This is a genomic window from Marinitenerispora sediminis (genome assembly GCF_003336425.1).
Classification (GTDB): Bacteria; Actinomycetota; Actinomycetes; order Streptosporangiales; family Streptosporangiaceae; genus Marinitenerispora; species Marinitenerispora sediminis.
Genome location: NZ_QEIO01000119.1, coordinates 1 through 17,200, shown reverse-complemented (window position 1 = coordinate 17,200; position 17,200 = coordinate 1). Strand labels below are relative to the sequence as shown.

General features: G+C 71.7%; 25 protein-coding genes. 5 read left to right on the top strand and 20 right to left on the bottom strand.

Annotation, left to right across the window (positions count from 1 at the left end; all coding sequences use genetic code 11):
* The 10 genes from DEF28_RS20045 to DEF28_RS20015 all read right to left on the bottom strand — a co-directional run.
* A partial coding sequence (locus tag DEF28_RS20045; RefSeq protein WP_199493408.1) for a hypothetical protein occupies nt 1-1,099 on the bottom strand: 1,099 nt, incomplete at its 3' end.
* Nucleotides 1,100-1,169: 70 nt separating this feature from the next.
* Nucleotides 1,170-1,616 (bottom strand): hypothetical protein, encoded by a 447-nt coding sequence (locus DEF28_RS20040; RefSeq protein WP_114399232.1) that lies wholly within the window; start codon nt 1,614-1,616, stop codon nt 1,170-1,172.
* Nucleotides 1,617-1,637: 21 nt separating this feature from the next.
* Nucleotides 1,638-1,805: a hypothetical protein gene (locus DEF28_RS27640; RefSeq protein ID WP_158562884.1), complete on the bottom strand. Its 168-nt coding sequence runs from the start codon at nt 1,803-1,805 to the stop codon at nt 1,638-1,640.
* A gap of 87 nt (nt 1,806-1,892) precedes the next feature.
* The gene (locus tag DEF28_RS20035) at nt 1,893-2,219 is read right to left on the bottom strand and encodes a hypothetical protein (protein ID WP_114399233.1); all 327 of its coding nucleotides are present in this window, start codon (nt 2,217-2,219) and stop codon (nt 1,893-1,895) included.
* Nucleotides 2,220-2,503: 284 nt separating this feature from the next.
* A complete protein-coding gene (locus tag DEF28_RS20030) occupies nt 2,504-3,904 on the bottom strand; it encodes a helix-turn-helix transcriptional regulator (protein ID WP_114399231.1) in 1,401 nt (466 codons plus the stop codon).
* Nucleotides 3,901-4,494, bottom strand: a complete 594-nt coding sequence (locus DEF28_RS20025) for a hypothetical protein (protein WP_147280187.1) — start codon at nt 4,492-4,494, stop codon at nt 3,901-3,903. The genes DEF28_RS20030 and DEF28_RS20025 overlap by 4 nt, the downstream gene beginning before the upstream one ends.
* A complete protein-coding gene (locus DEF28_RS20020) occupies nt 4,491-4,709 on the bottom strand; it encodes a hypothetical protein (RefSeq protein WP_147280186.1) in 219 nt (72 codons plus the stop codon). The genes DEF28_RS20025 and DEF28_RS20020 overlap by 4 nt, the downstream gene beginning before the upstream one ends.
* Nucleotides 4,710-4,773: 64 nt before the next feature.
* Nucleotides 4,774-4,929 carry a hypothetical protein gene (locus DEF28_RS27635; protein ID WP_158562883.1) on the bottom strand — a complete coding sequence of 52 codons (156 nt, stop codon included), beginning with the start codon at nt 4,927-4,929 and terminating at the stop codon, nt 4,774-4,776.
* Complete coding sequence (locus DEF28_RS27630) at nt 4,926-5,066, bottom strand: hypothetical protein (protein WP_158562882.1); 141 nt, start codon at nt 5,064-5,066, stop codon at nt 4,926-4,928. The genes DEF28_RS27635 and DEF28_RS27630 overlap by 4 nt, the downstream gene beginning before the upstream one ends.
* Nucleotides 5,063-5,278, bottom strand: coding sequence for a hypothetical protein (locus tag DEF28_RS20015; RefSeq protein ID WP_114399228.1), 216 nt, complete (start codon nt 5,276-5,278; stop codon nt 5,063-5,065). The genes DEF28_RS27630 and DEF28_RS20015 overlap by 4 nt, the downstream gene beginning before the upstream one ends.
* A 513-nt stretch (nt 5,279-5,791) precedes the next feature.
* On the opposite strand from DEF28_RS20015, the gene DEF28_RS20010 reads away from it, so the two are divergent.
* From DEF28_RS20010 to DEF28_RS20000, 3 genes are all read left to right on the top strand, one after another.
* Complete coding sequence (locus DEF28_RS20010) at nt 5,792-6,661, top strand: sigma-70 family RNA polymerase sigma factor (protein ID WP_114399227.1); 870 nt, start codon at nt 5,792-5,794, stop codon at nt 6,659-6,661.
* Nucleotides 6,662-6,666: 5 nt separating this feature from the next.
* The gene (locus DEF28_RS20005) at nt 6,667-7,464 is read left to right on the top strand and encodes a protein phosphatase 2C domain-containing protein (protein ID WP_233515426.1); all 798 of its coding nucleotides are present in this window, start codon (nt 6,667-6,669) and stop codon (nt 7,462-7,464) included.
* A gap of 239 nt (nt 7,465-7,703) precedes the next feature.
* A complete protein-coding gene (locus DEF28_RS20000) occupies nt 7,704-9,269 on the top strand; it encodes a hypothetical protein (RefSeq protein ID WP_114433292.1) in 1,566 nt (521 codons plus the stop codon).
* 345 nt (nt 9,270-9,614) lie between these two features.
* Here DEF28_RS20000 and DEF28_RS19995 read toward each other — a convergent pair whose 3' ends face one another.
* From DEF28_RS19995 to DEF28_RS19980, 4 genes are all read right to left on the bottom strand, one after another.
* Nucleotides 9,615-9,926 (bottom strand): hypothetical protein, encoded by a 312-nt coding sequence (locus DEF28_RS19995; protein WP_114399224.1) that lies wholly within the window; start codon nt 9,924-9,926, stop codon nt 9,615-9,617.
* A complete protein-coding gene (locus tag DEF28_RS19990; RefSeq protein WP_114399223.1) occupies nt 9,923-10,258 on the bottom strand; it encodes a hypothetical protein in 336 nt (111 codons plus the stop codon). Before DEF28_RS19990 ends, DEF28_RS19995 begins: the two co-directional genes overlap by 4 nt.
* Before the next feature lie 9 nt (nt 10,259-10,267).
* Nucleotides 10,268-10,648: a hypothetical protein gene (locus tag DEF28_RS19985; protein WP_114399222.1), complete on the bottom strand. Its 381-nt coding sequence runs from the start codon at nt 10,646-10,648 to the stop codon at nt 10,268-10,270.
* 183 nt (nt 10,649-10,831) lie between these two features.
* Nucleotides 10,832-11,044, bottom strand: a complete 213-nt coding sequence (locus tag DEF28_RS19980; protein ID WP_114399221.1) for a hypothetical protein — start codon at nt 11,042-11,044, stop codon at nt 10,832-10,834.
* A 276-nt stretch (nt 11,045-11,320) separates the two neighbouring features.
* On the opposite strand from DEF28_RS19980, the gene DEF28_RS19975 reads away from it, so the two are divergent.
* Together DEF28_RS19975 and DEF28_RS19970 are read left to right on the top strand one after the other, a co-directional pair.
* Nucleotides 11,321-12,133 carry a hypothetical protein gene (locus tag DEF28_RS19975; RefSeq protein WP_147280185.1) on the top strand — a complete coding sequence of 271 codons (813 nt, stop codon included), beginning with the start codon at nt 11,321-11,323 and terminating at the stop codon, nt 12,131-12,133.
* 118 nt (nt 12,134-12,251) lie between these two features.
* On the top strand, nt 12,252-13,256 hold the full coding sequence (locus DEF28_RS19970) for a 3'-5' exonuclease (protein ID WP_114399219.1): 1,005 nt from the start codon (nt 12,252-12,254) through the stop codon (nt 13,254-13,256).
* A gap of 267 nt (nt 13,257-13,523) precedes the next feature.
* Here the strand turns inward: DEF28_RS19970 and DEF28_RS19965 are convergent, their stop codons facing one another.
* The 6 genes from DEF28_RS19965 to DEF28_RS19950 all read right to left on the bottom strand — a co-directional run.
* On the bottom strand, nt 13,524-13,730 hold the full coding sequence (locus DEF28_RS19965; RefSeq protein WP_114399218.1) for a hypothetical protein: 207 nt from the start codon (nt 13,728-13,730) through the stop codon (nt 13,524-13,526).
* A 367-nt stretch (nt 13,731-14,097) separates the two neighbouring features.
* A complete protein-coding gene (locus DEF28_RS19960) occupies nt 14,098-14,442 on the bottom strand; it encodes a hypothetical protein (protein WP_147280184.1) in 345 nt (114 codons plus the stop codon).
* Nucleotides 14,443-14,462: 20 nt separating this feature from the next.
* Nucleotides 14,463-15,323 carry a ParA family protein gene (locus DEF28_RS19955; protein ID WP_158562881.1) on the bottom strand — a complete coding sequence of 287 codons (861 nt, stop codon included), beginning with the start codon at nt 15,321-15,323 and terminating at the stop codon, nt 14,463-14,465.
* Between the two features lie 178 nt (nt 15,324-15,501).
* Nucleotides 15,502-15,636, bottom strand: coding sequence for a hypothetical protein (locus DEF28_RS28850; protein ID WP_258862245.1), 135 nt, complete (start codon nt 15,634-15,636; stop codon nt 15,502-15,504).
* Nucleotides 15,637-15,809: 173 nt separating this feature from the next.
* A complete protein-coding gene (locus tag DEF28_RS28845; RefSeq protein WP_258862244.1) occupies nt 15,810-15,941 on the bottom strand; it encodes a hypothetical protein in 132 nt (43 codons plus the stop codon).
* 234 nt (nt 15,942-16,175) lie between these two features.
* The coding region (locus tag DEF28_RS19950) for an FtsK/SpoIIIE domain-containing protein (protein WP_114446196.1) at nt 16,176-17,200 on the bottom strand (1,025 nt) is incomplete at its 5' end.

Genomic DNA, 17,200 nt, shown 5'->3' with positions numbered 1-17,200 from the left:
GGCCGGGGGCCATGGCGACCACCTCGCCGGTGTCGCTGTCGAGGCCGATGCCCTCTCGGCCGGGGTGCCAGGTGGTGTCCCGCTTCGGGATGCGGGTGCGGATGCGCACCCGCGCCTCATCACCAGCGTCGCCGGGGGTGATCTCCATCCTGGTGCGGGTGGGGATCTTGAGCACGGCGCGCAGCAGCCCCGCCTTCTTGTCGAGCTGGGCAGGCGTCCATGTGCCGGACAGGTGCATGACGACGGCGATCCCCGAGTCATCCAGCGTGGGCACACTCGGGGTGACCCCGTCCAGCCCGCGGCCCTGGGTGTGGGTGGGCCAGTCGGCCAGCCGCTCCAGGATCCGGCTCTCGGCGACGGTCGCGCCGACCAGCCGGGTCGGCTGCGCCGCCCCGGACGCCGTGGCGGGGTTCGCGAGGGCGCCGGTGACGGCGGGCGGGCGGGGCGCTCCGGCCACGGCCGTGGGGGGCAGTTCGGTGGCGGTCGTGGTGCCCTCGGCGATAGCGTGGGCGCGGCCCTGCACGGCCAGCCATCCCCACGCCGCCGGCCAGATCAGCACCCCGATCCACATCCCGTTGGCGGCCATGAGCACCGGGCCGACGACCACGGCGGCCGGCAGCGCCAGCCTGCGCAGCAGCCGCCCCGAGCGGGCGGCGAGCGTGCGGGCGTCGACTTCGAGTTCGGAGACGCAGCGGCGCTCCAGCCGAGCGATCTCACGCTGAGCAGCCCTTTTGTCCTCCGGGCTCAGGGCGCGCCGGGCCTTCTTCGCGGCCGCGACGCGCTTGTGGTCCAGGTCGCGCTCGGCCTGGTCGACCATCTCCTGCCGCAGCTCGGGGTCCATGACGTAGCCCATGGCCACGTCCCAGTAGCGCAGCCACGCCAGAGCGGCGTAGGTGTGGCCGGTGGCCAGCACGTGGCGGGCTCGCTCAGCGGCACCGGCGGCCGTGCGGGTCGTGGCGGCCTCGCTGGCGTAGACGGCGGTGGGCTCCAGCGGCGCCTCGACGCGCTCCGGCTCCGCTGTGTCGGTGGGTGGGTGCGGCGCGTCCTCGGCGCCGGGCACCACGCTCAGGTGCCGCCGCTGCTTGGTCTGACGTGCCATCACAGGCTCCTCTCCGTGATCACGCGGGAACGGGAGAGAGGGGCCGCCGTGGCGGCCCCTCTCCAGCGGCTCATCCGCCGACGGTCACGCCGACGAAACCTGCCACCATGGCGGCGCCGGCCATGTGGATGGCGTCGATGACGCCGGGCAGCCAGCCTCCGGCCGACCCGTGCGCGGCAACCGGGGTGATGATCAACGCGGTAATCGCCATGGGGTTGTACTTGTGGTCCTTGATCAGGTCCATGACGGTGACGGCGGCCCCGCCGATGCACAGCACGCCGTAGACCGCGGCCATCGGCAGCGGCTCGCCGATCATGGAGCCGAACTGGCTGGCCATCGGCTCGACCACCGAATTCGCCCAGCCGACCATGGTCTGGGACAGCGCGGACCGGTAGAGCAGCATGGACCCGGCCAGCCCGACCAGCAGCGGGATCACGCCGCCCCACACCTTGATGCGGATCTTCTTGTCGAGCCAGTACGCCGCACCGAACGCCGTAATCGCGAAAAAACCGAACATCTTGAGTTGTGTCCTTCGAGGTCAGGCGGCCGTGCGCGGGGCGGTGGCCGGGGGGATCGGGCGGCCCAGCGCGCGCTGGGCCTGGTCACGGGCGGCGGCCGGGTCGGACGCGAGCCGGACCCAGCCGGTCCCGTAGTGGTCGCGCCGGTGCCGGCCGGGCGGCAGCGGCGTCGGGTCGGGGTGGTGCATGCTGGGATCTCCTCTTCTGGGAGCGGGGGCGGCTGGGTCTTGGCGGACGTAGGGCCGCCCCCGCAGTTGGTCAGTTCGGCGGCGGCGTCACGCCGCCGCCTCGGCCGTCAGCGCGTCCGGCTCCATGCCGGGCAGCGCCAGCTGGTCGGCGCACAGGGTGCAGTGGTCCCACCACTGCCGGGTGCGGTGGCGCCGGGGGTCCCGGCACCGCTCCCCCTCGGGCGGGGCGACCTCCTGGCGGTGCGCCTCCACGTCGGCCTCGGCCCGCGCCATGGCCTGTCGGCTCACGCCCGCGTGGGCGGGGCCGGGCTCGCAGTCGGGGTGTGGGCACTCCATCCGGAGCGCCCACGTCTCGCCCTGGGCGGTCTCGACCAGCCGCTGACGCACGTCCGGGCGGTGCAGGGCTGTCGCCATCACGCCACCTCCTGGCCGGGGTCCTCGTCTCGGGCCATCGGCGTCTCCTCTCGGTTGTCGGGTTCGGATCGGTGGACCGGTCCGGGCGCTGCCTCGTCGCCGACCGGCGGCCGGCTCGCGTGCACGGGGGTGCCTCGCGTCACCGGCGCCTGGTGGGCGCTCTCGGCGGTCGCCTCGGTGAGGTCCGGGTGGTGGACAGGCCGTCCCGCCGCGTGCGCGGGCCGGTCTGGTCACCCACCGGACGGTGGGGCGGGGCGCCCGCCCCTGCGGGCGCCCCCTGGTGGTTAGGCGTTCTGCTTCGGCGCGTACACGTGGTGTCCGGCCTCGGCCAGCGTGGAGCGGTGCTTGGTCACGGTCGTGCGCGACAGCCCGACCAACTTGGCGATCTGGTTCGTGCTCACCGCGGGGCCGTGCTCCTGGATCGCGGCGAGCACCCGCGCCTCGTTGAGGCGGCCGATCTCCTCGGAGTCCGGCGGGGTGTCGCCCCCGGTGTCACCCGGGGCGGCGGGCAGGGTGTCACCCTCCCCGGTGTCGGGGCGGCTCGCCTGGCCAGACGGGGTGACAGGGGGGGTGACAGGCGGGGTGTCACCCCCCTCTCCTCCACCGTCGCCGTCCTCGTCGTCGGGCCTGTCCAGCCAGTCCTCGATCGCGTCGAGGCCGCGCTGTGCCGTCGCCTGGATCCGCCGGTCCCGCTCCGCCGGCGTCCGCTTCTTCCCGGCCTCGATCGCGGCAGTGGTGCCGTCCTTGCGGGTGGGCACCTCGGTCACCTCGGCCAGCCCCGGCATCATCTGCGCGAGCATCTGGATGGGCAGCCGCCCACCGACCTCGGCGGCCAGTTCGTAGCGCAGCCTCAGCCGCTCGGCCTCCGCGCTGTCCTGGGCCATCAGGACCTCGTTCTCGGCCTCGATCTCGGCCTTGGCCATGTCGGCCTTGGCCTTGGCCATCTCCCGCTCGAACTTGGCCTTGCGGAGCACATCGGCGATTTCGCGGCGCTGCTCGACGGTGAGGTTCGCGTTGTCGGCGTCGGCCTCCGCCTGGGCGGCCTCCGCCGCCTCCTGCTCGGCCTTCGCTTCCTCAGCCTCCACGCGGGCGGCGGCGGCTTCCTGCTCGGCCTGCTGCTCCCGGCGGGACTTCTCCGCTCGCTCTGCAGCGTCCTGCTCGGCCTGCTCGTCGGCTGCGCGCATGCGGACCACCAGGTGCCAGAGCCCCTTGGACAGCAGCGGCGTCGTGGCGAACAGCAGCGCCGTCGAGGCGCCGGTGTGCAGGGCGATCGCGGTGGAGGCCAGCGCGGCCACCGCCCAGCCCAGGATCTGCGCCTCGCGGCGCACGGCCGGAGCCAGCCACGCCAGCACGACCGTGCCGATCAGCATCACGTCGAACACGACCCCGACGGTCACCGCGACCGCGGGGTGGGCGGGGACGGTGTCCGCGACCGCCGTGGCCGCCCACGGCAGCGCCACCGCAGAGGGCACTGCCGCCGCGCCGATCGTGAGCCGGAAGGGGGTCAACCAGGACCACCACCCCGTCGGCGGCTCGTCGGGCGATCGCTCCGTGCGGGGCTCCGGCTGCACCGGCGCCTCGGGGGCCTCCGGCGGGGCGGAGTCGTCCAGGGCGCTGTCGGCCCGGGCCTGACGGTCGTCGTCGGGCGCCGCCGGTGCCTCCTCCTTCTTCTTGAGGGTCTTCACTGCTCGTCCTCTCTCGTTGTGGTGATGTCGTCGGCGGGGTCGAGGCGGGTCATGCGTTCCAGCAGCGGCAGCAGCCCGTCGTTGGTGGGGTGGTCGACCAGGGCGGCCTTGATGCGCGCGCGGACCTCGGCGTGCAGCGCCTCGCACTCGCGGCGCTCGATCTCGTATGTCGTGGTCGCGGCCATGTGCGCGAGCGCGTACCCGATCACGAGCAGCCGGTGGTAGAGGGCCACGCACGGCAGCAGGGGGTCGATCCCGGGCTGCGCGGCGGTGGCGGCCACCGCGTGGACGTCCTCGCCCCACACCGCCACCACGGCGTCCAGCCGGGCGGCCAGCGCGTCGCGTTCGGTCTCGGCCTTGGCTCGTCCGGCGGCCTGGTGCCGGTTCTCCTCGCGGGACTCGGCGAGTACGTCGCGGACCGCGTCCAGCTCGGCGGCCTGCCGGCGCCGCTCGCGGTCCACTACTCCCAGGACCGCGCGCACCCGCGCCAGCTCTTCCTCGGCCTGCACTCGGCCGGCCGACTCGGCTTCTAGGAGTTCCTCGCGGGCGGCGGCCCTGCCCGGCAGGGCCGCCGCGATCAGCTCCATCACGCCCGCCACCCCTCACGGGGCAGCGAGTCGACCAGCTCGCGCAGGCTGGCCAGCTCCGCCAGCGCGGCGTCGCGGTCGCGCTGGACGAGGACCAGCGCGGCGCGAAGCCGCCGGTTCTCCTCATCGGTAGCGTCCAGCCGTGCGCGCGTCGCCTGCCGATCGGTCGCGGCCGTACGGACCCGGCCGCGGGCCAGATGGTCCAGGTCTCTCCTCATCACGACCACCGCCAGCACAGGGCCATCACGGTGATGGCGCCGTATCCGAGCACGTCAGTAGAAGTCATTTCTTCTCGTCTCCGTCCCTGGAGGTCCGGCGCGCCTGCTCGCGCGCCTCGCGCTCGGCGAGGATCCGGTCCCTCGCCGCCTGCTTCTCCTCGTCGGTCATGCGGTCCAGCCGCGTGGCCTCGCCGCACCACGGCCACGGCGTGACCATCACGGCCCCCACCAGGCGTAGGCGGCGGCACCGCCGACCAGCAGCACCGCCAGAGCGGCGGTGAGGTGTCCCAGCAGCAGCGCGGTGAGGATGGAGCCCGTCAGGGCTCCGAGCACCAGCGCCAGCGGCGTTTCGATCACGGGGCGGCATCCGTTCGGGCCGTCGACCAGCGGATCGCGACCATCTCGGCCAACCCGCGGGCGATCTCGCGGCGCGTGACGGTGTCCTCCAGGTCCTCACCCGGCAGCGGGCCGTAGACCCACAGGGCCGGGGCGGTGCCCTGGACCAGCTCGCTCAGGAACGCCAGCCCGTCCCCCGCCTCCACGGTCGGGCGGGACAGAATCGTCATCATCGGGTCGTCTCCCTTCGTTGGGACCCGATCGGCCCCGCCCGGGGCGCATCCCGGGCGGGGCCTCCTGCTGTCCGGGCACCAGGTGGTGCCCGGGGGCCGTGCAGCCCCGGCCACGCACCACCCGAGGGGTGGATGCGCACCGGCGTCACACGGACGCACAGAGTCACGTATCTATGGCGCAGTCATCGGCGCGACCCCGACCAGGGCGCTCCCTGGCACCCCCGCCACACCGGCGGGGACGTCGCCCGTTCACCCCCCGCCAGGGGGCTGATCTGCGGCTTTTTCACGACGCACTGTTGAGTTGTCAAGCACGCGGGACCAGCAGCGCCACTGCGCACCCACCTCCGAGACGGAAGCGCAGTTCATACCGGGTCTTCAGCAACCAGGGGCTACTATCGAAGTGCAACCCCGGTTGCGGTGCGAGACGACAGTACGACAGACCACCGGGGTTTCGCAACCCCTGTTGCAACATGTAGAGTGCAACCCCCGTTGACATTAGATGGAAGGCTGACCATGCGGGAAGTCACGCAACGGTTCTCTGATCTCGCCACGGAGATTGCTGAGATCAGCGACCCACTAGAACGAACAAAGCGCGCACACGAGGCGGTTACCGACCTTCAGGAGGTAACCACCGAGCTCCTGCGCATCCGCCGCGAGAGCGTCGAAGAGCTGATCGCTCAAGGTATGAAGCAGACCGAGATCGGGCGGCAGCTGGATATCAGCCGGCAGATGGTCGGCAAGCTGATAAAAGCGTCTCCGCCGCCGGAGCGGGCTTTTCTCGGCTCCGGAAGGCTCACGATCGCGGTCGGGGAGAAGCGGGAAGCGGCCAAGGATCACGGCCCGGCCGGACCGGCCGTCGCCACAGAAGACCTGGCGGCCTTCGACATGCTCTCCGGCCTCGCGCGCGAGCTGAGGTTGGAGGCGTCGTACGAAACCGTGGCGCCTCCAGGAATGATCGACCTCAACCGCGACAACCTCGTAGTCATCTGCGGTCCTCGACTGTCGCCGATGATTGGGCAGATCCTCGCCAGTGACCCGCACATCGCGTTCGATCGCGACGAATCGGGCTGGTACTTGCAGGACCAGGTCACCGGCATCGTGTACCGCTCTCCGATGGACGCCGGCGAACGTGCCGACTATGCCTACCTCGGTAGGCTGCCGCGTCCAGACGCGCGCGGGACATTCGTCTACCTGGCGGGCATCCACGCCGTGGGTGCCACGGGGGTCACGCACTGGCTCACGCACCACCTCGCGGAGGTGTACAGGGAAGTAGGGCGCCGCCGGTTCTCCACGTTGATCCGCTGTACCTACACCACCGACCCTCTCCAGATCACCGGCAGCGAGCGAGTGACCCCCCTCTACCGCCGCGGAGCTGCCGCGTGATCGCCATGGCCACCGCTCCCGGAAACCCGGCACGGCCGATGGAGGACTGGGCGGGCGCCACCGACACCGCCGTCGTCGTGCTTGACGGCCTGTCAGCCCCCGAGGGCACCTCCTGCCGCCACGGAACTCCGTGGTTCGTCCGCCAACTCGGGCCACGACTGCTCACTCACGCCTCACAGCCGGAAGTCACCCTCCGGCAAGCTCTGGCTGCGGCCATCCGTGAGGTGGCTGCCCTGCACGAGGAAACGTGCGACCTGTCGCACCCGGCCACCCCATCGACCACGGTCGCGGTGGCCCGGCGGTGCGGCGACGACCTCCAGGCGCTCGTCGTGGCGGACTCCTCCGTGGTCGTCGCGACCACGGAGAACGTGGTGGACGTGCTCAGCGATAGCCGGGTGGACGATGCGGCCCGGTCTGAGAGTCAGGCCGCACTGGCCGCCCCGGCCGGCCCGGAGCGAGAGCGACGCGTCGCCGATCTGGTCCGCGTGCAGCAACGGCTCCGTAATCGAAACGGAGGCTACTGGGTCGTCCAAGCTGACCCCGACGTCGCTGACCAGGCCGTCACGCGCACGTGGCCGATCGCCTGCGTGCGGCATGTGGCCCTGCTGACCGACGGCGCAACACGACTGGTCGACACGTTCGACGCGCTGTCCTGGCCTGGCCTTCTAGACCTGCTTGCTTCCTGCGGCCCCGGCGCCCTGATCGCGGAGACGCGACGCTTGGAGGCCCAGGATCCGCGTGCTGTCCGGTGGCCACGCTACAAGCGGAGTGATGACGCGGCGGTCATCGACTGGACGCCGTAGCTCACTCTGCGATTACTAGTGGCCATGTGCCGATGACGCGGTGACACGCGGTGATGCGGCAGGATGGCCCCAAAAGAAAAAGGCCGGGAGTTGCAGCTCCCGGCCGAACGAAGCGGCTGACATGATCACTGGCTGGCCACCGCTCCATCGCTTGAGAGACCATCGTACCCAATCGGTACGACAGGTCAGCGGGCCGGGATCGTGTCGCCTGGAAAGGTGACCTCGTGACGCGCGCTGGTGTGCGCAAGACGTACCAAATCAAGTTCTCCCCGTACCTGTGGGTGAAGCAGCTCGACTGCGCCACTCCGGCCCTCCACGTCGTTGCTGAGGTGATCGCGGACGTGGTGGACCCTGACGGCTGCTACTGCTGGCTTGTCTACGAGACCATCGCTGAGCGGGCATGTCACATCTCTCGCAGCAGCGCCCAGCGGGCCATCAAGACGCTGTGCGATTACCGGGTAGTCCGCAAGCTCGGCGTAGACGAGGCCGTCCGCGCCCTGGACGCGGCCGGCGCCGCCTACGACCCCAAGCAGCCCCCCATGGTTCTGGAACTGCTGATCCCCGCGTCCGCCTACGCCCCCGACGACCTGGCCCGGATCAACCGGATGCGGGCAGACCGGGGACGGCCCGCGATCACGTCGCAGTCGCGCCCCGACATCACCGGGCTGATCGGCGAACCACCGAAGGAGAGGTCTGACAAGGGCAAGTCCGCCCCTCAACGGCGCCGCAAGGACCGGCGCCAGGCCGACGCCGAGTGGGCGGAGCAGCAGCCGTCGCTGTACTCCATCCAGGACCTCGTCGGTGATGGCGATGAGGAGACGGGCAGCACTCTCGCCAGCCCCCCCATGTCTGAGAGACATGGGGGGGTGGGTCTCTCAGACATGGGGGGCGGTGTCTCAGAGACCCACTACCCCTTGGAGCCTGACCCTCGTGAGCCTGACCCTGGTGTCCGTCCGTCCGTAGATGCTCAACCACAGGAGGAGTCGCCACACGTTGACGAGACGGACGGAACGGAATGGGACTCGACGTCAGCGGTGAACCCGCCGGCCGCTGCGCCCGGTGGCGCTGACGCGCCGCCCGTGCCGCCTCAGACACCGTCCTCGGTCGCCGAGATGATCGTGGACGGCCTGCTGGCCGACACGGCACACGCCGCCCCTCTGGCCGATCCTCAGGGCGACAGGGGGCGTCTGGTGGCTCTCGCGCAGTCCGCCCTCGACCGAGGGATCACGCCTCAGCGGCTCCGCGAGATCACCTCGCGCGGCCTGCACAACGTCCGCAAGCAGTGGGCGCTGGCGACGCGCTTGGCCGATCCGGAGGGTTTCGCCCAAGTCGCCCAGCCCGAGTTCGGCGGGCGGCTGCTGCCGGTGCCGGCGGCTCGGCCGCCGCTGTGCGAGACGCACCCGGAGTGCGACCGCACGCGGTCGGGCCGGTGCGCCGAGTGCGTGGTGGAGGAGCGGCTGCGCTGGATCGAGGACGGGACGCTAGTGGAGTGGGCCTACGACGCCGAGAGTGACACCTGGACCGACACCGACGGCCAGGAAGTGCGCGGAGACCAGCTCACCCCCGAAGAGCAGGCCGCGATCGAGGAGGAGGCGGCTGCGTTCGCCGCCGCGAAGGCGGCGGCCGCGGGCGGTGGCGGTGGAGAGTCCGACCGGGCCGAGGTCCTGGCGCTGGTTCGCCAGTCACTGGAGGATGCCCGGCTTCGAAGTCGCCGTGAACGCGGACTGCCGACCGCTCCTACTGAGTGTGCGGTTGACGCCAGCAGCGGGCAATCAGGACAACGAAACTCTTTCTTTACAACGTAAAAATGGGCGTTCCGGACTGTACCGGATCGTCTCCAGGTCCGAATGCGTGCCGGACCATCCGGGAGTCTCCAGCTGATCCGGCACCCCTCCGTGCCGGATCACAAACGGCTTCCTGTCAGGCGTTTCGGTGTCGGCGTGCCGGATGTGCCGGGTCAGCGTCGACGTCGCCTCTAGGTGCCCTGCGGACCCCTAGAGACCCCTTCGGGGTCTCTGCTTCGACCCGGCACATCCGGCACGCCCCCGGCGCGAAGCGGCCCGCGCGGCCATCCGGTCAGGGGGAGTAACCCGGGGTAGAAGCGGCATCACCAGAGCCGCTCCCACCCCACATGGCGCGGCGGGAGTCCATCAAGCCGGCGGGGACGGGTCCTCGTCGGCCTGGCGCTCGTCGGCTGCCCGGCGGCACGCCACCGCCGCCACCGCCGCCGCTTTGTCCGGGTGGCGGAGCAGATCCACGGCCCGCTGTCCCGCCGCCTCGATCCGCTGGGCGACGTCGACCGACTCCCGGTCACCGAGCGGCAGCCGGACCACCACCCCGGCCCCGAACCGCACCTCGACCACCAGACCGCCGCCGTCCGTGGTGGCGGCGGTCACCGCCAGCGCGCCGGGCTCGGCCAGCTCCTGGCCCTCGACCACGGTGACGGTCCCGGCGACGCTCACCCGGCCGCGCCTTCGCCGCGGGTACGGGCGCGGACGCTGGCCGGCGGCCGGTACGCCTCCAGGACGACGTCCAGCAGCGCCACGTCGTCCGCCTCGGCCGTGACGGCGCCGCTGCAGTGCCGGGCGCGGTACGGCACATCGGTGTCGGACTGGTGGGTGACCTCCCACTCGCGGTGCCGCAGCGCGACGGCCGCGAAGACGACGTAGTCCGGGATACGCCCCGGGCCGGTCTCGGCCGGGCGCGACGCGGGAGCGTAGCGGCGCAGACGGCCGGCCGCGCGCGGCGGCGGAGAAAAACACAGGTCTGAGACTTCGGCGTGTGCGGTAGCCATGCGGTGACGCTACGACGTCGCTCCTGGTGACCGGTAGTGGTGACCGGTGACAATCCCCAGGTCACCAGCAACGTCGGCGGCGGTGTCCCGCACCCAGCCGGGCGCCTGGCGGTCGCGGCGGATCTGCCGCAGCGCCTCGGCCAGCCGGCGGCGGATGCGCCCCGATGCGACCTGGGCGAGCAGCGGCGGCACCTCCAGCAGCGCCTCCTCACACTCCCGCCACGCCCGCGCCGATGCCCACCCCCGCACCAACTGCACCCGGTAGAACGCCTCGCCGCGCTGGGTGCCCACCGTGCGGACGCACTGCTGCAGCCGCTCCAACGCCGCGTCGGCGTCGCCGAGCACCAGCAGCGCCTCCGCCTGGTGGCCCGCGACCTCGTTGTCGTCCACCCACCACGTCCAGGCCGGATCCGAGGTGGTGATGGAGTCACCGAGGTCGGCGCGCGCCCGGCCGAGGTCGGCCAGCGCCCGCGCCTCGTACCGCTTTCATAGCGCCCGGCGCGACGCCCCGGACACGACACCGCCCCCGCACGGCTTCGGCCGGCGGGGGCGGTGCGCGGTCCTCCTCAGGGACTACCAGCGCTGCACGCTGATCCGCATGCGCCTCCGCACCCCGTCTGCGCCGCGCACGTGGACGAGGGCGGTCGCCTCCGCGCCGACCCCGTCCAGCTCGACCGGGTCGCCGGGGTCCAGCACGCCGTCGCGGGTCAGCAGCTCCGCGATCCGCATCACCAGGCGGTCAGTGGGCTCGGTCGGAGAGTGCGCCGCGCTGTAGGTCCAGGGCATCACTCGCCTCCGATCTGGGCGTTGAGGGGACGGGGTGTTGTCGAGGCGGCGGCTCGGTCCGCCACTCACTGTTGCGGGGCTTGCTTCAGTATCAAGTATTGTCGCAACCGCCGATAAGGTTCACATATCGGTGGTCAGGAATGCCCTATTTGTCGGACTCTCATTCGAGGGCCGATTTTTGGAACCGACACCCTGGCGTCACGAAAGCCGTCACGCAATCCGGGCCTGTCGGGTAGCGTGGCCGTCACGAATCCCGTAACGAAATTGGGGGTGGGGATGGATCGTGCCCGTGTGATCGGCGCGCTGCGCGAGCAACGCGACCAGATGGTGGCGCTGGCCGGCGAACACGCCGGCGGCCACCCGCGGCTGGCGGAGGGGTACCGGACGGTGGCCGCCGCCCTGGAGCTGGCGGCGGCCACCGTGGAGGCGGATCCGACGCTGCTGCGCCACCGCCGCGCCGAGCGGACCTGTACCGCGGTCCGCTGGCTGGATCTGCTCGGCGAGCTGGCCCGGCAGGCCAGACCGGTCGGCGGCCAGGTGCTCGTCGCCGAGCGCTGGGAGGCGCTGGGCGCAGAGCCCGACGCGCGGGCGCGTGAGCGGGGCCGCAACCGGCTCGGACGGGTGAACCACCAGGCACCTCGGGAGTTCGCGCAGCTGGTGGCGCGGGTGCGCGAGACGGCCGAGCGGGTCGCCGTCCTGGCCTACGACGACCCGCCGACACCGGAGCAGCGCGCGCACCTGCTCGCCGACCTGATGCCGTCCGAGGGCGACCTCGGACGGGTCGCCTCCCGGCTGCGCGCGGCGGCCGCCGCGTTGCACCAGGACCTGGCCGAGGTCCTGGACGTCGGCGGGGACGGCGCGCCGGCCGACGCCCGCCGGCTGTCGGCCGCGGCGCGCCGGATCGAGGCCCTGGCCGCCGAGGTCGATCCCGGCCCGGCCGCGCCGCCGGTGGTGTGCGGGGGGTGCGGGCAACCCCTGCCGGCCGTCCCGGCCGGTGGCGCGGGCCGGCCCCGCCGCTACTGCGGAGACGCCTGCCGCCAGCGCGCCCACCGCGCCGCCCGGCGCACCGGGGCGCCTCCGCGCGCGTAGGGCGAGCCTCGACCGGTCGACGCGCGCGGATGCCGGTGACGCTCCTGCCGGGATCGCCTGCGCGGCGGGGCCGTCGGCGCGATGCTGGGGGAGCCCGACACCGAGGGAGGAGGGGACCATGACGCCCCCCGAACAGCTGCTACGGCCGGTAGGAGCGGCCCGCACCGCGACCGCCCTGGCGGTGCGGACCGGCTGGCCGATCCGCACCGCCGATATCGGAGAGCTGGTGGCCGGCGGCCACCTGTCCGTGGCCGGATATTTCGAGGGCTGGCCGCTGTACGACCGCGGCGAGATCGACGCCGTCCCGGCCGACGTCGTGGCCAGACTGGCCAGCCGCTCCGGCCACGGCCCTGCCAGTGGCCGGAGCGTCCCGCCCGGCGCGGCCATCCGCGACTACGCGGCGCACCTGGCCATCACGCACGGCCTGGAGGTGGCCACCGTCTACCGGCCGCACTCCGGGCGGTGGCTGCTGGACTGGCCGCCTCGGCCGGACGGGCGCCCTGATCCGGCAGGGCTGCGCGCGGACCTGCACGCCCACCCCGCCGGGGTCTACCGGCGCCTGGTGGATCTGGCTCCGCCGGCGCACCGGGCCGTGGCCGCGGCCCGGCGTGCGCTGGCCGGTGGGGCGGTGGTCCTGGACACCGAGACCACGGGGCTGGGGGCGGGCGCGGCGATCGTGGAGGTCGCGGTGGTGGAGCTGGCCACCGGCGCCGTGCTGCTGGACACGCTGGTGTCCCCGGACGGCGTGGCCGTGGAGCCCGGGGCCCGGCGCCGCCACCGCATCACGGACGGCGAGCTGGCCACGGCACCCACGTGGCCGCAGGTGTGGCCGCGCCTGGTCGCCGCGGTGGCCGGGCGGGCGGTGCTCGCCTACAACGCGGAGTTCGACCGGCGGCTGATCCGCCAGGCTGCGGCCCGCTACGGGCTGCCCGGCGCCCGGGACTGGACGTGGGGGTGTGCCATGGCCTGGCGTGGTCAGGCCCACCGCTCCAGGCCCGGCCCGCTGGGGGGCGGCCACCGGGCGCGGGGTGACGCCCTGGCCGCCCGCCAGGTCGTGCTGGACATCGCGGCCATCGAGTACGTCCCCGAGGTCGGATCGCCTCATCTCGGGGCGGATTTTTGAAAGGGGCCGCGCGCTGTCCGGGTCACCCGCCACCGCGAGTCCCGAACCCCAGCGGCGAGTAACCGCGGTTTTGAGGCCGTGCGGGTTCCGGCGCGATCGGTCCGCACCCCCGCGCACGCGGTGTCGCGCCGGGTTCCGTGCGGCGATCCGTTCGAGGGGTCCAGGGGGCGAGTAGCCCCCTGGTACTACCAGTCCTCAGCCACCGGTGTACCGGCACGCGGTGTGCCGGTACGCACGCAGACCGGTGATCCGGAACGTCGGTTTACGTCACCGGCGGCCACGTGACGGCTGGGTGCGGTGGTGGATCCACGCCAGACCGCTGTGGTTCAGGTGGTCCATGGCGCGCGTGACGGTGACGTAGGCCAGCATCGCGTCGCTGCGCGGCACCGGCGCGGGCAGCACGGCCGCCGGGGGCGGGCCGTCCGGGATCCGCAGCATTTTCATGATGGTGGCCATGGCGTCGGCGTCGTCCACGGGGGGCTCCTCGTCTCAGTGGTGGAGGGTGTTGCTGTCAGCATCGACGGCGGGTACGACGTTCCAGACGTGCATCGACCACCGACTAACCTGCACACAAAGGCGACTTTCTGGAAAGTCAGCTCCCCAGCTTGCTGACTTTATGACTTGGTAAGCGCTGTATGGCCGCATCCGGCCATCACCTCCGAGGGCGTCGTCCGACCTTCGCTCGACCGCTCGCCTCCGTCACAAAGTCAGCTTTCCAAAGAGTCGCATAGTCAGCTTGGTAGCTCTCCTGGAGCTACCTTTGCGGTGGTGCAGGTAGTCGTAAAGCCAGAAAGCCAGCTCTGTGTCTGGGGACAGAGCTGGCTTTCTGGCTTTGTGCAGGTCAGTAGCCCTGGTTGCGTAGCCACGCGTCCACGGCCGCGGTGATCTGGTCCTGGATCTGCACGCCGTGGTCAACTTTGAAGTAGGTCATCCGCCGGTGCAACTCAAGGGCATGTGGGAGTGCGAAGTTGGTCGGCCGGCGGTCGGTTTTGGGGACCTGCTGGATCTCGGCCAGAGACATGGGCGGGGGGACGTGCCGCGGGCCGGGCACCGCGGCCGGGGTGGACGGCTCCTCCTTCGCTGCCGCCTCGGCCCGCTCTTTCTCGGCCTGGGCGGCGGCCTCGCGGGGGCTCTCGTACAGCTCGTCTATGAATCCCCTCTCCTCCTGAGGCTGGCTCGATTTCACGGTGACACGACGGCGCTGACTCACGCGGCTTCCCCATCTACAAACAGAACGTCGGCGATCTCGCGGTAGTCGACGGCCGCGGTGCACTCGGGGGCGAAAAGCAGCACCGGCTGCTCGGCGAAGCCGGCCTCTCCCACGCGGATGGTGGCCCGCACGGTCGCGTGAAGAGCATCAGGGAAGTCGGCCAGGAGCTGGTCGATGACGTCGTCGGTCAGCCCGTTCTGCTGGCGCTGGGTGACGATGATCGCGTGCGTGACCTGGTCGGGGCGCAACCTCTTGCGGACCTTGGCCAGCGTGCGGTTGAGCTGGGCCAGCCCCTTGAAGTCCAGCCCGCCGATTTTGATCGGGATGATGATGCCGTCGGCCGCCACCAGTGCCGCCAGGGTCATCTCGTCCAGGTCGGGCGGGCAGTCGATGAAGGTCGCGTAGTAGTCGCGCTTCGAGTCCTCGATGGCCTCGTGCAGCGTCCACTCGCGGCCGGGGTCGGTGGCCACACGGCTGAACTGGTTCACCGCCTCGGAGCTGGGCACGACGTCCAGGCCGGGAACGATCGTGGGCCACGTGGCCTGATCGAGCGTGCAGCGGCCCAGCATCACGTCGGCCAGCTCCCATCGCTCGGCCGGCGGGGTGTCCTGCCACTGCGGGATCAGGATCGCGGTAAGGGAGCCGTCCTGGCCGTCGCCGTCGATGACGCGCACCCTGCGCGTCGGCTTCCCCTCCTTCATGCCGCGCTGGGCAAGGCGGGTGGCTTTCTCCACGGTGGTCGTGGTCTTGCCTTGCCCGCCCTTCTGGTTGATCACCGCCGTGGTACGTCCCGGCTCGATTGGCTGGGAGCCGTGGCGGGTGATGGCGGTGTGGGCTCGGGTCGCCTGGTCCGTCATGGATACCTCTTCCATGGGTCGGCTGAGTCGGCCCTATCTTGCCAGCAAGGCACCTTTTCACCTGTGCAGCTACTCGACTTTTCGACTGTGCCGCTTTGCACCAAGTCACAAAGTTGACTTTGTGTGCAGGTCAAGGCACGAAAATGCCCCCGGCCGAAGCCGGGGGCAGGTAGAGGCTTCAGCGGCTGTTGAAGCAGCCGCCGCACAGCGCTTTGCCGTTGTCGTTGACGATCGCCTCGTGCATGTAGCACTGCTGGCACCACTGGTGACAGATCAGGGCACGGCGGATGACGTCCAGGATGCTGCGTACCATGGGGCTCGCCCTCTCTGGGGGTAGAGCCCCGACCGATGCTGTCCAGGCTGGCGGTCGGGGCTCGCTGGTGTCCGGGCCGCCGGACGGCGGGCCGGGATCTCGGGGGCATGTGGACCGAGTGGTCCCCCCACCGCCCCGGCCGTGCGGCCGGGGCGGTAGAGGCGCCGACCGGGTCAGGCCCGGGTGCGGGAGATCAGCCACGCCGCCGGCTCGTCGGCGCGGGTGGCCACCCAGTCGGCCAGGCGGAAGTGCTCGCGCAGCAGCTCCGTCACGGCGTCGGCGGTGACGCGGGGACGCAGGGACATTTCCACTCCTTGGTTACGCTGTGTGATCATTGAATCGGCCAGTAGGGCGCTGGCCGAATGGAGAATCGGCCACCGGCGGTAGCTGATTCGAAAACCCCTACGGATCTTGGGAAATCGCTCGTGGCGGGGATCCGGCCACCGGCCAGTGGCCGGATAGCCGGATCGGTCAATCTGCAGGTCAGAAGGGGTGACCCCTTCTTGTGCAGTTGGTGGCCGGATAGCGTGGCCGGTTACTCAGTGCAGCAGCCGCCAGGGGGCGCGGTGCCCCGGCCCCTTCTCGACCCGGCCGGCGGCGCGCAGCTCGGACAGCGCCTGCTTCACGGCGCTGTCCGAGCACCCGATCTCCCGTGCCAGCTCCGAGGACCGCGCCTCGCCGCTGTCGCGCAGCGCCCGCAGCACGTCGCGCTGCACGCCCATCCAGTCCTCGGCCACGTCCGCGTCGTCCTGGTCCTCGTCGTCATCGGACAGGGTGATCTGGGGCCCCTGGTAGGACCACGGCTCCCGGTCCGGCAAGGCCTTGACGACCTGGGCGTCGTCGGAGAGGTCCCACACCAGCACCGGGGCCTGGTCGGGGCCGCGTCCGCTCTCGTCCTTGATGTAGACCTGACCGGCCCCGGTTAGCTCGTGGGAGTGCCACTCTGAGCCGAGGACCTGCCGGTTCTCGGTCTCCCCGGCGGTGCGCAGCACCGCCCGGTCGGTCATGACGCCGTTGATCTGCCGGTCGATGCCGTCACCGAGGGTGGGTTTCTGGGTGCACCACACGACGTCGATGCACCGCGACCGGCCGGTGCGGGCCAGCGACCGCAGCCCCCTGAGCAGGGGCAGGTCGTTCTGCGGGTCATCCATCGCGATGATCTCGGCGCCCTCATCCACCACCACCAGCAGACGTGGCCGTTCCTGCGTCGGGGTGAAGTTGGCGACGCCCTCGGCGCGCATCAGGTCGCGCCGGACTCTGCCCTCGGCCAGCAGCTCCTGGACCACGGCCAGGATCTCTTCGGGTTCGACGGCGATCCGCGCCTTGCCCACCCACAGCGCGGACTCCTCGCCCTTGCCGTCGATGTAGACGACGGCGGTGGGCTCCTCGGAGCACACGCCCCCGGCCATCACCACGCGCAGCAGCACGCTCTTGCCGGCGCCAGAGGTTCCGGCGATCAGCTTGCGGCCGGGGGCCATGGCGACCACCTCGCCGGTGTCGCTGTCGAGGCCGATGCCCTCTCGGCCGGGGTGCCAGGTGGTGTCCCGCTTCGGGATGCGGGTGC